General features: G+C 39.0%; 13 protein-coding genes. 12 read left to right on the plus strand and 1 reads right to left on the minus strand.

Annotated features, from left to right (window positions below):
• The first annotated feature begins 147 nt into the window (after positions 1–147).
• From BR30_RS0122825 to BR30_RS0122855, 7 genes are all read left to right on the plus strand, one after another.
• A complete protein-coding gene (locus BR30_RS0122825; RefSeq protein WP_026567022.1) occupies positions 148–1,176 on the plus strand; it encodes a Bug family tripartite tricarboxylate transporter substrate binding protein in 1,029 nt (342 codons plus the stop codon).
• Positions 1,177–1,246: 70 nt separating this feature from the next.
• On the plus strand, positions 1,247–1,699 hold the full coding sequence (locus tag BR30_RS0122830) for a tripartite tricarboxylate transporter TctB family protein (RefSeq protein ID WP_026567023.1): 453 nt from the start codon (positions 1,247–1,249) through the stop codon (positions 1,697–1,699).
• Between the two features lie 56 nt (positions 1,700–1,755).
• On the plus strand, positions 1,756–3,282 hold the full coding sequence (locus tag BR30_RS0122835) for a tripartite tricarboxylate transporter permease (protein ID WP_026567024.1): 1,527 nt from the start codon (positions 1,756–1,758) through the stop codon (positions 3,280–3,282).
• Positions 3,283–3,363: 81 nt separating this feature from the next.
• A complete protein-coding gene (locus BR30_RS34325) occupies positions 3,364–4,989 on the plus strand; it encodes an ATP-binding protein (RefSeq protein ID WP_035445808.1) in 1,626 nt (541 codons plus the stop codon).
• A complete protein-coding gene (locus BR30_RS0122845; protein WP_035445811.1) occupies positions 4,952–5,683 on the plus strand; it encodes a response regulator in 732 nt (243 codons plus the stop codon). Before BR30_RS34325 ends, BR30_RS0122845 begins: the two co-directional genes overlap by 38 nt.
• Before the next feature lie 166 nt (positions 5,684–5,849).
• Positions 5,850–6,347 (plus strand): flavodoxin domain-containing protein, encoded by a 498-nt coding sequence (locus BR30_RS0122850; RefSeq protein ID WP_026567026.1) that lies wholly within the window; start codon positions 5,850–5,852, stop codon positions 6,345–6,347.
• Positions 6,348–6,537: 190 nt separating this feature from the next.
• Positions 6,538–7,569 (plus strand): ATP-grasp domain-containing protein, encoded by a 1,032-nt coding sequence (locus BR30_RS0122855; protein ID WP_026567027.1) that lies wholly within the window; start codon positions 6,538–6,540, stop codon positions 7,567–7,569.
• Positions 7,570–7,621: 52 nt separating this feature from the next.
• On the opposite strand, the gene BR30_RS0122860 is transcribed toward BR30_RS0122855, so the two are convergent.
• The gene (locus tag BR30_RS0122860; RefSeq protein ID WP_026567028.1) at positions 7,622–7,996 is read right to left on the minus strand and encodes a nucleotide excision repair endonuclease; all 375 of its coding nucleotides are present in this window, start codon (positions 7,994–7,996) and stop codon (positions 7,622–7,624) included.
• Between the two features lie 228 nt (positions 7,997–8,224).
• On the opposite strand from BR30_RS0122860, the gene BR30_RS0122865 reads away from it, so the two are divergent.
• The 5 genes from BR30_RS0122865 to hutU all read left to right on the plus strand — a co-directional run bounded on the left by BR30_RS0122865 (position 8,225) and on the right by hutU (position 13,188).
• Positions 8,225–8,806 (plus strand): TerD family protein, encoded by a 582-nt coding sequence (locus BR30_RS0122865; protein WP_026567029.1) that lies wholly within the window; start codon positions 8,225–8,227, stop codon positions 8,804–8,806.
• Positions 8,807–8,972: 166 nt separating this feature from the next.
• Positions 8,973–9,377 (plus strand): hypothetical protein, encoded by a 405-nt coding sequence (locus tag BR30_RS0122870; RefSeq protein WP_026567030.1) that lies wholly within the window; start codon positions 8,973–8,975, stop codon positions 9,375–9,377.
• 74 nt (positions 9,378–9,451) lie between these two features.
• Positions 9,452–10,945 (plus strand): helix-turn-helix domain-containing protein, encoded by a 1,494-nt coding sequence (locus tag BR30_RS0122875; RefSeq protein WP_026567031.1) that lies wholly within the window; start codon positions 9,452–9,454, stop codon positions 10,943–10,945.
• 30 nt (positions 10,946–10,975) lie between these two features.
• Positions 10,976–11,248 carry a hypothetical protein gene (locus BR30_RS0122880; protein ID WP_051633735.1) on the plus strand — a complete coding sequence of 91 codons (273 nt, stop codon included), beginning with the start codon at positions 10,976–10,978 and terminating at the stop codon, positions 11,246–11,248.
• Between the two features lie 266 nt (positions 11,249–11,514).
• Positions 11,515–13,188: a urocanate hydratase gene (gene hutU / locus BR30_RS0122885; protein ID WP_026567033.1), complete on the plus strand. Its 1,674-nt coding sequence runs from the start codon at positions 11,515–11,517 to the stop codon at positions 13,186–13,188.
• Positions 13,189–13,194: the final 6 nt, after the last annotated feature.

Genomic DNA, 13,194 nt, shown 5'->3' on the forward strand with positions numbered 1-13,194 from the left:
TTTTCACGTGTTAATCATGCAACATTTACACCATGAACTTTATGAACAAAATGGTAGTTAAGTTTTTAATGCCGTTTAAATGAATAATCTATGAAATCCTTAAAATTTTTGTAAAATTAAGAAAACGTTTACAAAGGGGGAAATGAAATGTTTTCGATGAAAAGAATTTCAGCAGTCATGTGTGCAGGAGCTTTGGCACTAAGCTTGGGGGCTTGCAGCAGTAAAGAAACAGCGAGCTCAGGTAAAAAAGAGACAGGAACTGGTTATCCAACCAAATCGATTAGTGTTGTCGCACCTTCTGGAGCAGGTGGAGGCTGGGATTTAACGGCTCGATCATTCACAAAAGTGCTAAGCGAAACAAAGTTAGTAAAACAGCCATTAACAGTTGAGAACAAGCCTGGCGGCGGTGGAGCCGTATTTATGGCAGAATACGCCACCCAGCAGGCAGAAAATAATGACATGTTGTTTGTCAATTCACCACCAATTATTATCAACAATTTAAAGAAAGAAGGAAACAGCCCTTACGGTTATAAAAATACCACTCCATTAGCACAGCTAACCAAAGACTATGGCGCGATTGTTGTCAAAACTGATTCCAAATTTAAAGATCTAAAATCAGTTTTGGAAGAGGTCAAAAAGGATCCAGCAAAGTTGACATTTGCGGGAGGATCCGCACCGGGCTCAATGGACCATTTAGTTTCGATTCTTCCAGCCTATAAATACGGGGTTGACCCAACTAAAATTAAATATGTTTCCTATGATGGCGGTGGAGAAGCAATTACAGCATTACTTGGAGGAAACGCAGATGTCATTGGAACTGATGCCTCTAGTGTGAAAGAATTCCTTAAAGCTGGTAAGGTTCGCGTGCTTGCAATTACTTCATCCGAACGTTTAGCTGGCGATTTTAAAGATGTTCCAACTGCGAAGGAACAAGGTGTTGATGCAGAATTTACGATTTGGCGTGGAGTTTTTGGACCTGAAAAAATGTCAGCGGAAGCAAAATCATATTGGGAAAAAACAATTGATAAATTAGTCCAATCACCTGATTGGAAGACGGAAGTCGAAACACAAGGTTGGGAATTAGAATATAAAAACAGTGCAGATTTTAAAAAGTTCCTGGAAGACCAAGAAACACAAGTTCAGCAATTATTAAAAGCATTGGGAATGCAGAAGTAATTAAAGCGGGAAGGAAGGACTTTCTCCTTCCCTTTCATTATTTTATTGTAAACGGATTGGAGGGATTCTGATGGACATTAAATTTGATCGCATTGCTGCTATATTGTTTCTAACTGTAGGAACCTTATTTATTATTGGAAGCAGGAATATTGCCAGCTCCTCTTATGGGAGTGTAGTTGGTCCGGATATCTTTCCATTTTTTCTCGGGGGTCTGTTAGTGATCTTAAGTATTCGCTTATTTTATGAAACCTTTAATGGAAAAAAGCAGGAAAAGGAAAAAGAAAAATTGCAGTACAAGCCTTTTATTATCATTTTTATCGCTACTCTCGTTTATATTTTGACACTAGAATCCGTTGGCTATGTAATCACAACCTTTCTATTTCTTTTTGTCTGCTTTCAAACAATGGAACGTGGAAAATGGCTTACTTCACTACTCATTTCTGGATGTTTCTCAGCATTTGTCTATTTCATATTTGTCGAAGTACTAAAAGGAACACTTCCTGGGTGGCCCATTTGGTTTTAGTCGATTAGATTATGGTGTCAGGCACCATATTTTTTAGGATGAATGGGGGATATAGAATGAATACTCTGGATTATTTGTTGCACGGATTTGGTTCTGCACTTATTTGGTATAATTTGATTTTTGCTTTTGTTGGGGTATTAATTGGGACAGCTGTTGGGGTGTTACCGGGGATTGGTCCGATGAGCGGTGTTGCCTTGCTTATTCCTGTTACCGCTTCCATTACGGGAGGTCTTCCTCCTGAGCAAGCGGCCACGAGCGCTATTATTCTCCTGGCCGGTGTATACTATGGGGCCATGTATGGGGGATCGACTACTTCTATTCTATTAAATACACCTGGAGAGTCATCTTCCGTCGTGACCACATTAGATGGTTACCAGATGGCTAAGAAGGGACGGGCAGGGAGTGCCTTGTCAATTGCCGCGATCGGGTCGTTTGTGGCGGGAATCTTCACGCTGGTCGCACTTATTGTCTTAGCGAAACCATTGTCAAATATAGCCCTTAAATTTGGTCCTGCTGAATATTTCTCGCTAATGCTATTAGGACTAGGAGCTGTAAGTGGGTTGGCAGGAAAGTCCGTTACGAAAGCGTTAATTATGACCGTATGTGGCTTGCTGCTTGCTACGATTGGAATTGATAATGTTTCTGGGATCGGCCGTTTTACTTTTGATTTGCCTTGGTTGTACCAAGGAATTGAATTCTTGACGATTGCGGTAGGTTTATTTGCCTTAGGAGAGGTTTTTAAAACAATCCTAGAAAAAGAAGAAGAAGATACAAAAATGGCAAAGATTAATAATTTAATCCCTTCTAAAGAAGAGTTGAAAGAATCAGCTGCACCAATCGCCAGGGGGTCGCTCTTAGGTTTCTTTATCGGGATTTTACCCGGAGCGGGCGCGACTCTAGCATCCTTTTTTTCGTACATTTTAGAAAAGAAGATAGCTAAAGACCCATCTAAATTTGGAACGGGGGCCATTGCTGGTGTGGCAGCGCCAGAATCGGCCAACAATGCGGCATCAGGCGGAGCAATGATCCCATTATTAACCTTAGGAATTCCAGGTTCGGGTACAACCGCCATCCTGATGGGGGCATTGATGATGTATAATGTTCAGCCAGGGCCGTTATTATTTGAAGATCATCCCCAAGTAGCGTGGGGCTTGATTGCAAGTATGTTTATTGGAAATATCATGCTACTCATTCTTAACCTTCCGCTTGTTAAGGTATTTGCAAAAATTATTCAGACCCCTAAGCAATATTTAATTCCTATTATTATTGCGATCTCTATTTTCGGTGTTTATGCGGTACAAGTCTCAGTTTATGACCTGTTACTATTATTAGGCTGCGGTGTCATTGGCTATTTCTTAAACAAACATGATTACCCGATTGCTCCATTAGTGTTAGGGCTTGTTTTGGGGCCAATGGTTGAGAATAATCTGCGCAGGGCCTTAACGATTTTCAATGGAGATTTTGGACCATTTTTCACTCGTCCGATTTCATTAGGATTCTTAATTATGACGGCTCTTTGGTTGGTGATCCCGGTATTAATGAAAATGAGAGGAAAAAATGTGGTCATAAACGAAGAAGCATGATGTTCAAAAAGTTCTGATTATTGCAAAAAACTCCTTTTTTTAAGGAGTTTTTTTATATATGATAGAAGTAGAGGTGCATGTATGCGATTACATACGAAATTGATGCTAGGCATTTTTATAGTAATTATCCTCATTGGCGGGATTTTCGAACTAACTTTTAAAAATATTATGGAGTCCAATCTTAAGCATGAAAAAGGAACGAAGGCTTTATCTGTGGCGCAGTCCATTTCAAATATACCAGAGATACAAAAAGCTTTTTCTAATAAAAACCCCTCTGCCATTATTCAACCAATCGCCGAAAAAATTCGCAAACAGGTTGGTGCGGAATTTATTGTTATAGGTAATCGCCAGGAGATTCGCTATTCTCATCCCGATCCTACCCGTTTAGGACAAAAAATGGTGGGTGGAGATAATCAGCGAGTCTTTAAAGGAGAATCAGTTATCTCTGAGTCAATTGGAACCCTTGGTCCATCTCTAAGAGGGAAGGCTCCTATTATTAGTGACGGCAAAGTAATTGGTGTAGTTTCAGTTGGCTATCTTCAAACGGATATTGAAAAAGAAGTAGGAAAGATACGAAGGAAAATTTTTATTACCACGATGATTATTTTACTAGGAGGATTACTGGCGGCATTATTAATCTCGTTAAATATTAAAAGAGCCATTTTTGGACTTGAACCGAAAGAAATTGCTTGGATGTACCAAGAGAAACATGCCATCTTAGAATCCATTCATGAGGGGATTATCGCCATTGATACGAATGGACGAATAACCGTCGTCAATGAAACCGCACATAAAATTCTCAATGTTCCGAGTGACGTTCTCCTCCGTGGAAAGAAGATTGATGATGTCATTGAAAATACGTCTCTTTATGAAGTGGTTCGGACGGGGTTGGCAGAATACGATCGGGAATTTACGATTTTTGGCGAGGTATTTTTGGTGAATCGTATCCCCATTTTTAATAAAAAAGACGAAGTAATTGGAGCAGTTGCTAGCTTCAGAAACAAGTCAGAGTTGTCCAATCTGATTCAGGAATTGTCCCATGTCAAAGCGTATGCTGAAGGCCTGCGGGCTCAGACACATGAGTATTCCAACCGGCTCTACACACTTCTAGGTTTGATTCAGCTGGGTTCCTACAAGGAAGCCATTGATTTCATTTCAAGGGAAGTGGATGTCGCACAAGGATTTATTAGCTTCTTAATGAAGGAAATTCCCGATCCGATCATTGCTGGATTTATATTAGGTAAGGTTAGTTTAGCCAGTGAATTGAAAATTCATCTTACAATCGAACGTGACAGTAGTTTTAGAGATTTACCAGAAGAAATCAGCAGGGATACGTTAGTGACGATTATCGGGAACCTTGTTAATAATGCTTTTGATGCTGTGAGAGAAAATGGGAAGGTAGAAAAAAGAGTTTCTCTATTTCTAACCGACTTAGGGAAAGACCTGATTATCGAAATTGAAGATAACGGGAAAGGCATAAATAACAGCATTAGTGAACAAATTTTCCAAAATGGCTTTTCTACGAAAAACCGTCAAAGCAATTCCGGAATCGGGTTAAGCCTTGTTAAGGAAGCGATAGCAGGCTTAGGGGGATATATAACATTTACCTCAAATGAAGGCGAAGGGACGATTTTCACAGTTGTGATTCCAAAACACAGGGGGTGTTTGAATGAATCTGAAACCCAATATAGAAGTGTTAATTGTTGAGGATGATTTACGGATTGCAGAAATTCAAAAGAGGTTTATAGAACAGATTGGTGGATTCCAAACAGTAGGAATTGCTGCAAGTTATTTAGAGGCAAAGACGTATATCGATTTATTACAGCCAGACCTTCTCTTGTTAGATGTCTATTTTCCGGATATGAATGGAATTGATTTGCTTAAAGAAACAAAGCAGCAAAGTAAGCAAATGGACGTGATTATGATCACCGCCACAAAAGAGATTCATAAAGTGCAAGAGGCAATCAGCATTGGTGTGTTTGACTATATTATTAAACCTGTTGTTTTTGAGAGGTTTAAACAATCATTGTTGAGGTATCAGGAATATCATTTAAAGCTAGCAGAATTGAGGAATGAAAATCTCCATGTCACACAGCAACAGGTGGACAAACTGCTGCGAAAAGAAATAGAGAGATCCAAAAGCGACAAACCTTACCTGCCAAAAGGAATTGATCCGCTGACGCTGGAAAAGGTCCTAGAGGTTCTGTCGAAAGTCGCGGAAGGCTTAACGGCAGAGATTGTTGCCAAAGAAATAGGTGTAAGCAGAACGACGGCTAGAAGGTATCTTGAGCATCTCATGTCTGAAGATAAAATTGATGCGGATTTAGCTTACGGAACGGTCGGGCGCCCTGAACGTGTCTATATGGTTAAGGGGGCAATAAAACAGCATAACCACACATAAAGAAGAGTAATGCGAATTTTCTCGGAAGATATCGAGAGTAGCCCTAAATTGTTCAATTGTAATAATATTGCCAATATTATTACAGGAATCGGTTTTATTTAGTTTTATAATAGAAGTGAATCTTCACAGCGATTTTTTGTCATGCAAGTTGAAGGAGGGGAAGGACATGAAATGTTTAATTGTTTATTGCTCATCCCATGGGACGACAGAGAAAGCAGTAAGGTTTTTAAGTGAAATTCTTAAAGGTGAAGTTCAGACGGTTGATTTGAAACGTGAGAAAGTGGAAATTGATCTTCGCAATTTCGATACCATCATTATTGGCGGCTCGATTCATGCGGGGAATATTCAAAGAAGAATAAAACAGTTTACTACTCACAATTACGATACTTTATTTGAAAAAGAAGTAGGACTTTTTCTATGCTGTATGCTCGATGGTGAGACGGCGATTGTGCAATTTAACCATGCCTTCCCGCAAGAATTACGAAAAAATTCTGCTGCAATGGGGTTATTTGGCGGAGAATTCCTTTTGTCGGAAATGAACTTCATTGAAAAACAAATCGTAAAAAAGGTGAGCGGAACAACGACCGACCAATTAAATTTAGATTATGATGCCATTAAGGAATTTGCTTTAAAATTAAATAATATCCAAACACTAGTACATTGATCGGTGTGTATCCAATTTAGGTGAGCGTTTCTGCATATGCAGAACGTTTTTTTTGTGTTTATAAAGAATATAGGGGTTATTTTCGAAGAATTGCATTTGAAAATGAATTTTTTGTCAAATTTTGCTTATAAAAAATGTCGAGAAAGACAATAATGAGTGAGGTCTTATTACAACAAGGAAGAGGATTGAAATGAAAATTTGGTTTAACAGATGGTTTACAACGGTTTCCCATTTCATAGACATGATTCGGGATAACGAAGAAAAGCGAAAATTTATTATTTATGGCACTAATCCGAACAAGGATGCCCTGTATTTACAAAATTGTGATTATGCCTTCGTCGAGCCGGATATATCTGGGGAGGAATATATTGATTTTTGTCTTGATTTTTGTCAGAAGCACGGGATAGATATTTTTATCCCTCGGAAAGAAAATGTCCTCATCTCCAAACGACTGAGTCAATTTGAGAAGTTGGGTGTTAAGGTGTTAGTTTGCCCAGATGCTGACCTCATGGAGACCATGGATAATAAAGCTGAGACATATCAAATGTTTACGCGCGGACCGGCAAACTCTTTGATTCCTGACTATCATGTCGTCAATAATCTCGAAGCGTTTAAAATAGCGTATGAAAAACTCAAGGAAAAAGGCCATACCGTGTGTTTTAAACCAGTGATTGGTGAAGGTGCGAACGGATTTCGGGTCATTAAAGACCAAATTGATTCCATTACCCAGCTTTTCAATCATGGAACGAGCTACCGTATTCCTTACAACTATGCCTGTGAAATATTAGGTCAGCAAGAAACATTCCCTGACTTAATGGTTCTTGAATTTTTAGAAGGCAGAGAATATAGTATCGATTGCTTATCATCCAACGATAAACTGTATGCTGCCATACCTCGGATGAAGGGGGATGGCAGAGTGAGAGAGCTGGTGGAGCAGGTGGAACTCATAAAACTGGCTCACGATTTTCATCAAGAATTTAGGGTGCCATATGTGTTTAATATCCAGGTAAAATACAACAACAATGGTGAACCGAAACTGTTGGAAGTTAATCCGCGCATGAGCGGGGGCATGCACTTTAGCTGCTTATCAGGGATCAACCTCCCGTATCTCGCTCTGAAAATTTTACTAGGTGAAAAAGTAGAGATGCTGAAACCAAGGTTTGGAATTCGGGCAAGTCATATTGAAAAAGAAATGATTCTGAAATATGGGGAAATAAGTTAATAGGGGTTCCATACAAAAAAAGAGCAGGTTTCTTTAGAACCCGCTCTTCCCACTATTTATAGAACACTTTATCAATATTGTATTTTGCATGTAAGGTATTGATGAGGTAGGTTTCGTAAATTTCTCTTTCCATTGGGTCTTCCACGACACATACCGCAATTTTATAAACTTCATCACGGTGCAATTTGATCGGTGAGACAGAATCTTCGAAATGTCTTTTTACACGAGGACGTAATTTCCTAGCTTTGCCGACAAACAGTAATTCATCATTTGCGTTTGAAAAAAGGATTATTCCGCCTTTGTCTCTTGGAATTTTATTGTAATCTGTAAAACCATAAACGCTGCTTAATGGCGCCTCTACTTTTTCGCCAACTTGATTTTTTTTCGTAATCACTATATCAGGATTAGGGATTTCAATTTTAATCATTTAGAAAATCTCTCCTTGCCTTGCTTAAAATAAACGGGCTTCCCGTTTTGCTAGCAGTTCATTATAGCATAAACAATCAATAATAGTTATCTTAACCATTTTTCGATGCTCAAAACCAGAGGATCTTGTATTTATTAAGGAGAAGGTAATTAAAAAGTAGAAAAATATTCCTTATTTTTGTAAACTTAAGGTGAAACATTGATAAAATTAAGATGAAAGGGTGTTTGTATGGCTATTTCATTATCTAAAGGTCAAAAAATTGATTTAACAAAAACAAATCCTGGTTTATCGAAGGTCGTTGTTGGTCTTGGCTGGGATACCAATCGTTATGATGGCGGAAAAGATTTTGATTTAGATGCAAGTATCTTCTTGTTAGCATCTAACGGAAAAGTTACGTCTGAAAAGGATTTCGTTTTCTACAATCAACTTGAAGGTGGAAATGGATCTGTAGTACATACGGGTGATAACCGCACAGGAGAAGGGGATGGGGATGATGAGCAAGTAAAAGTGAATCTTAGCGCGGTCCCTGCTCAGATTGAAAAAATTTCGTTTGTTATTACCATTCATGATGCAGAAGCCCGTGGTCAGAATTTTGGTCAGGTATCTAATGCATTCTGCCGCATCGTTAACGAAGAAACGACCCAAGAAATCATTCGCTATGATTTAGGAGAAGATTTCTCAATTGAAACAGCGATCATCGTAGGAGAATTATACCGACACAATGGCGAGTGGAAATTCTCAGCGGTTGGTTCAGGCTACCAAGGCGGCCTTGCCCGTATCGCAACAGACTTCGGCCTAAACGTGGGTTAAAAAATAGCAAATAAAAAGGACAAAAACTGTCGAGATACTGTTTTTTGTCCTTTTTTTGTTTATTGGAAGTGTCTCAATTCATAAAGTATTTATTTGTAGAGACAAGATATTTGGGTTATGGTAGAAATAAAATAAATTATTTGATTTGAGGCTGGTGCTGGTACCAATGAAACTTTTGCTGAAAACACAGGTTCTTTCTATTATTATTGCGATTTTTTGGATTGTATATCTCAACGTAGTAGCTATTTTTGATCGGCCAAGCCCGATACTTCAATACTTGAACTGGTTTGTTTATGGATTTGCTATACTGTTTGCCTGCATTTATTTACTTTTGACGAAATATATAATTGGTCACAAATGGCTGGCTATTCCTTTGGTAATTCTACCGTATCTGATGATTTACCAACCGATTCTTGAACGGATTCTATTAATCCTAGTTAATAAAAGCTATAGTATGACGATTAATTTTTTGTCTTTATCAACAGGATTCACGCATTTAATAGCGATATTAATTGGATTAGTTTTCGGGGTTATCATTTCTAATCGATATCATAGGGAGCAACAGCACTAATAAACATTATTTACCTTATTGCCACGAAAATGGCATAACTAACCAAGAGTCTACTAATGAAAGAAGGACAATAGATGGAAGGAAAGTGGCTAATTGCCGATCGCGATTTAAACGAACGTGAGGGATTAAAATGGTTATTGAAAACTTCCTCCATCCCAGTTAACAAGATATTGTTAGCATCTTATTATCAGGAATTTGTCGTTTTGTTTGAACAGGAAAAGCCAGATGTTGTGTTAATCGAACTTGATATGATTACTAGGGAAGATTGGTCAACTTTCCGTAACTTGATGCAGATTTATGAGCCTATTTTACTTTTAACTTCTGCAGAAGGAACCTTCGAAAAAGCGCGCCTTGCCATCGATATGCAAGCATTAGATTTAATGATTAAACCTTTTTCGGCAACCAAGGTGAAAACTGCCTTTCAAAAAGCCTCACGTAAACTTGAGGACAAAAGTCAGGCGGATGGAATTCACCATTCCAATCCCTATAAAGATATATCTTATGAAGCGTTATTACTATCGCAAGATCCGGGAGCAGAAACGTACCATGTCGCTGCTTTTCAAACGGAAAGTATCCATGCTATTCGGACTTTACATTCATTCTTAGCAGAATTTCCTTTTAAGGATGCCCACGGTATTTTTGGATTGGATGATATGGTCATTATTTTGTTCTCAGAAACGAGTCATAATATCACGGAACAGTGCCAAAAAGCGATGAGAAAGTGGGAGGAGGAATTTTCTGAGCCGTTAGCGGTCGTAGTTCATAAAGGAAATTCATCATCCGTAACTTTGAATCAAAAATATCTACAAACGAGGAAAATGCTGGAGTTGACCTATTATAAAGGGTACCGCCAAGTGGTTGAATTTGGACACTCACACACATGGGTCCATATCGATCCTTTTTTAGCTCCGCCTGAACAACGAACCTGGGTCGACATGTTGACTAATGTTGATTTAGAAAAAATAAAAAATTGGCTGTATGATGAATTTTTACATTTGAAAGATCCTTACCCTGAGCCAGGATTGGTCAGAATTAGATTAACGAGTATCTTGGCGCAGGTTAGAAGATATATGAAGACGTGTCACTTAGATGAAATTGAAAGCAATGAACAGGAATACCGCTATATTTTCAATTCGATTTTGTATGATCGTGTCCTTTATCGTACGGTTCAAAATCTCATCTTATTTATTCAAAAATTATTTTTGGGTGCAGAGAGCAGTGTTAGAAATCATATACAAGATCCGATTGAACGCGGCATATCCTTTATGGAGGCCAATTTTTCAAACAGCATGCTCAGGCTGGAGGATGTGGCAGCCTATGTGGAACGAAATCCTTCTTATTTCAGTCATTTGTTGATTACGAAAACAGGTTGTAGCTTTACGGAATCGCTAACAGCGTTTCGAATGAAAGAAGCGAAAAGATTGCTGATTGAAACAAATAAACCGATTAAAGAAATTTCAATCCTGGTGGGCTATCAAAATTCTAATTATTTTAGCCGGATGTTTAAGGAATTAATAGGTACTTCCCCTAGAGAATTTCGTTTAACTAAAGTGGATGAGGATGGTTGATTTATTAATTAATTTGAGGGAAGTGGGGAAATGAAGACGGTTATCGTATCTTTGGTTATTGTTGTCCTTGTTTTTTCATTCCTTAAGTTTTATCTCAATCGAAAATGGAGATTAATTTATACGGCGTTTGGATCGGATAACTTCTTTAGGGTCGTTGGGAAGTTAAATGCGGCAGGAATAAAATACAAAACGAACACGCCTGTTAATTTGCGTGTTGATGCTCGATTTAAGGATTTCACACAATACGATATTTTTGTTAAAGAAGAGGACGAAAATAGGGCCCAAGCTGCCCTTCGAAGGTAAAAAACGATAGTATAAGTTTAAGAGCAACAACACATTCATGCAAGAAGAGGACTGGTCATCACCATGACATGGTCTTTTTTTAAACGTATGAATCTAAAAATAATATAGATTTATAGGAATATTATTGGTTATGGGGACAGTGTATCTAAATATAATCTAGTTACTCCTATAAATACTTTCTTATTTCTAATATTCCCTTCGTATTTTTCTGAAGATTTTATTTTTATAATAAAAATAGATTAAAAATGAAAAAGGGAGTGGGATGGATGGAAACGAACACGGCGAAATCAAGAGTGATAGAAAATTATAAAGGAACGGAGTTACATGCGAAAGGGTGGATTCAGGAGGCTGCACTAAGGATGTTGATGAACAACCTGGATCAAGAAGTGGCGGAAAGACCAGAGGATCTAGTTGTTTATGGCGGGATTGGTAAGGCGGCCAGAAACTGGGAGTCCTATGATGCGATTGTGAAAACATTGCTAGAATTGGAGAATGACGAAACCTTATTGATTCAATCTGGAAAGCCGGTGGCTGTATGGAAATCGCATAAGGATGCCCCGCGTGTGCTTCTTGCTAACTCTAATCTAGTTCCTGCTTGGGCAAATTGGGAGCATTTCCACGAGTTAGATAAAAAAGGTCTAATGATGTACGGTCAAATGACAGCGGGCAGCTGGATCTATATCGGCAGCCAGGGAATTGTACAAGGAACATATGAAACGTTTGCTGAACTTGCGCGTCAAGCCTACGGCGGTACATTGAAACACACGATTACCCTAACTGCTGGACTTGGCGGAATGGGTGGTGCTCAGCCTTTGGCGGTAACAATGAACGACGGAGTGTGTTTAGCGATTGATGTCGATGAGACCAGAATTGACCGCCGTATTGAAACCGCTTATCTTGATGTAAAGACTAAGGATTTAGATGAAGCTTTGAAATTAGCACACGAGGCAAAAGTGGCTGGAAAGGCACTATCGATTGGATTATTAGGTAATGCGGCAGAAATTTTGCCATTGATGATTGAAAAAGGCTTTAATCCAGATGTATTAACTGATCAAACTTCTGCACACGACCCATTAAATGGTTATGTTCCAGTTGGTTTCACATTAGAAGAAGCGGCCGCATTACGAAAAGAAGATCCAACTAAGTATGTAGAACTTTCAAAGCAAAGCATGGCACTACATGTGAAGGCAATGCTGACGATGCAACAAAAAGGTGCGGTTACCTTTGATTATGGTAACAACATTCGTCAAGTAGCAAAGGATGAGGGAGTGGAAAATGCATTTGATTTCCCTGGTTTCGTACCAGCGTATATCCGTCCATTATTCTGCGAAGGAAAAGGTCCTTTCCGCTGGGCAGCACTTTCAGGTGATCCTGAGGATATTCGCAAAATTGATGATGCATTGCTTCATGAGTTCAAAGATGATGAACATTTATGCAAATGGGTAAAAATGGCCCAAGAAAAAATAAGCTTCCAAGGTCTTCCTGCTCGAATTTGCTGGCTTGGATATGGTGATCGTGCTCGCTTTGGTAAAGTTATCAATGATATGGTTGCTTCAGGAGAAGTATCGGCTCCAATTGTTATTGGTCGTGATCACTTAGATGCTGGTTCTGTAGCATCACCAAATCGTGAAACAGAAGCGATGAGAGACGGAAGCGATGCAGTTTCTGACTGGCCGATTTTAAATGCGATGATTAATGCTGTTGGCGGCGCGAGCTGGGTTTCATTACATCACGGCGGTGGTGTAGGTATGGGTTATTCTCAACACTCAGGAATGGTAATTGTGGCAGATGGGACAAAAGATGCGGAAGTTCGATTAGAACGTGTATTAACGACGGACCCTGGGATGGGTGTGGTCCGTCATGCTGATGCGGGTTATGAGATTGCGATCAAGACAGCAAAAGAAAAGGGCATCAAAATGCCTATGCTTAAGCAGGACTAAGACAGA

This window comes from Bacillus sp. UNC41MFS5 (assembly GCF_000686805.1).

What these genes read in the sequence shown, in the direction of transcription:
- BR30_RS0122870 (WP_026567030.1), top strand. Translation starts at nt 8,973, where the DNA reads ATGAAACTTTTGCTGAAAACACAGGTTCTTTCTATTATTATTGCGATT.
- BR30_RS0122845 (WP_035445811.1), top strand. Translation starts at nt 4,952, where the DNA reads ATGAATCTGAAACCCAATATAGAAGTGTTAATTGTTGAGGATGATTTA.
- BR30_RS0122835 (WP_026567024.1), top strand. Translation starts at nt 1,756, where the DNA reads ATGAATACTCTGGATTATTTGTTGCACGGATTTGGTTCTGCACTTATT.
- BR30_RS34325 (WP_035445808.1), top strand. Translation starts at nt 3,364, where the DNA reads ATGCGATTACATACGAAATTGATGCTAGGCATTTTTATAGTAATTATC.
- BR30_RS0122825 (WP_026567022.1), top strand. Translation starts at nt 148, where the DNA reads ATGTTTTCGATGAAAAGAATTTCAGCAGTCATGTGTGCAGGAGCTTTG.
- BR30_RS0122855 (WP_026567027.1), top strand. Translation starts at nt 6,538, where the DNA reads ATGAAAATTTGGTTTAACAGATGGTTTACAACGGTTTCCCATTTCATA.
- BR30_RS0122860 (WP_026567028.1), bottom strand. Translation starts at nt 7,996, where the DNA reads ATGATTAAAATTGAAATCCCTAATCCTGATATAGTGATTACGAAAAAA.
- BR30_RS0122865 (WP_026567029.1), top strand. Translation starts at nt 8,225, where the DNA reads ATGGCTATTTCATTATCTAAAGGTCAAAAAATTGATTTAACAAAAACA.
- BR30_RS0122850 (WP_026567026.1), top strand. Translation starts at nt 5,850, where the DNA reads ATGAAATGTTTAATTGTTTATTGCTCATCCCATGGGACGACAGAGAAA.
- BR30_RS0122880 (WP_051633735.1), top strand. Translation starts at nt 10,976, where the DNA reads ATGAAGACGGTTATCGTATCTTTGGTTATTGTTGTCCTTGTTTTTTCA.
- BR30_RS0122875 (WP_026567031.1), top strand. Translation starts at nt 9,452, where the DNA reads ATGGAAGGAAAGTGGCTAATTGCCGATCGCGATTTAAACGAACGTGAG.
- BR30_RS0122830 (WP_026567023.1), top strand. Translation starts at nt 1,247, where the DNA reads ATGGACATTAAATTTGATCGCATTGCTGCTATATTGTTTCTAACTGTA.
- hutU (WP_026567033.1), top strand. Translation starts at nt 11,515, where the DNA reads ATGGAAACGAACACGGCGAAATCAAGAGTGATAGAAAATTATAAAGGA.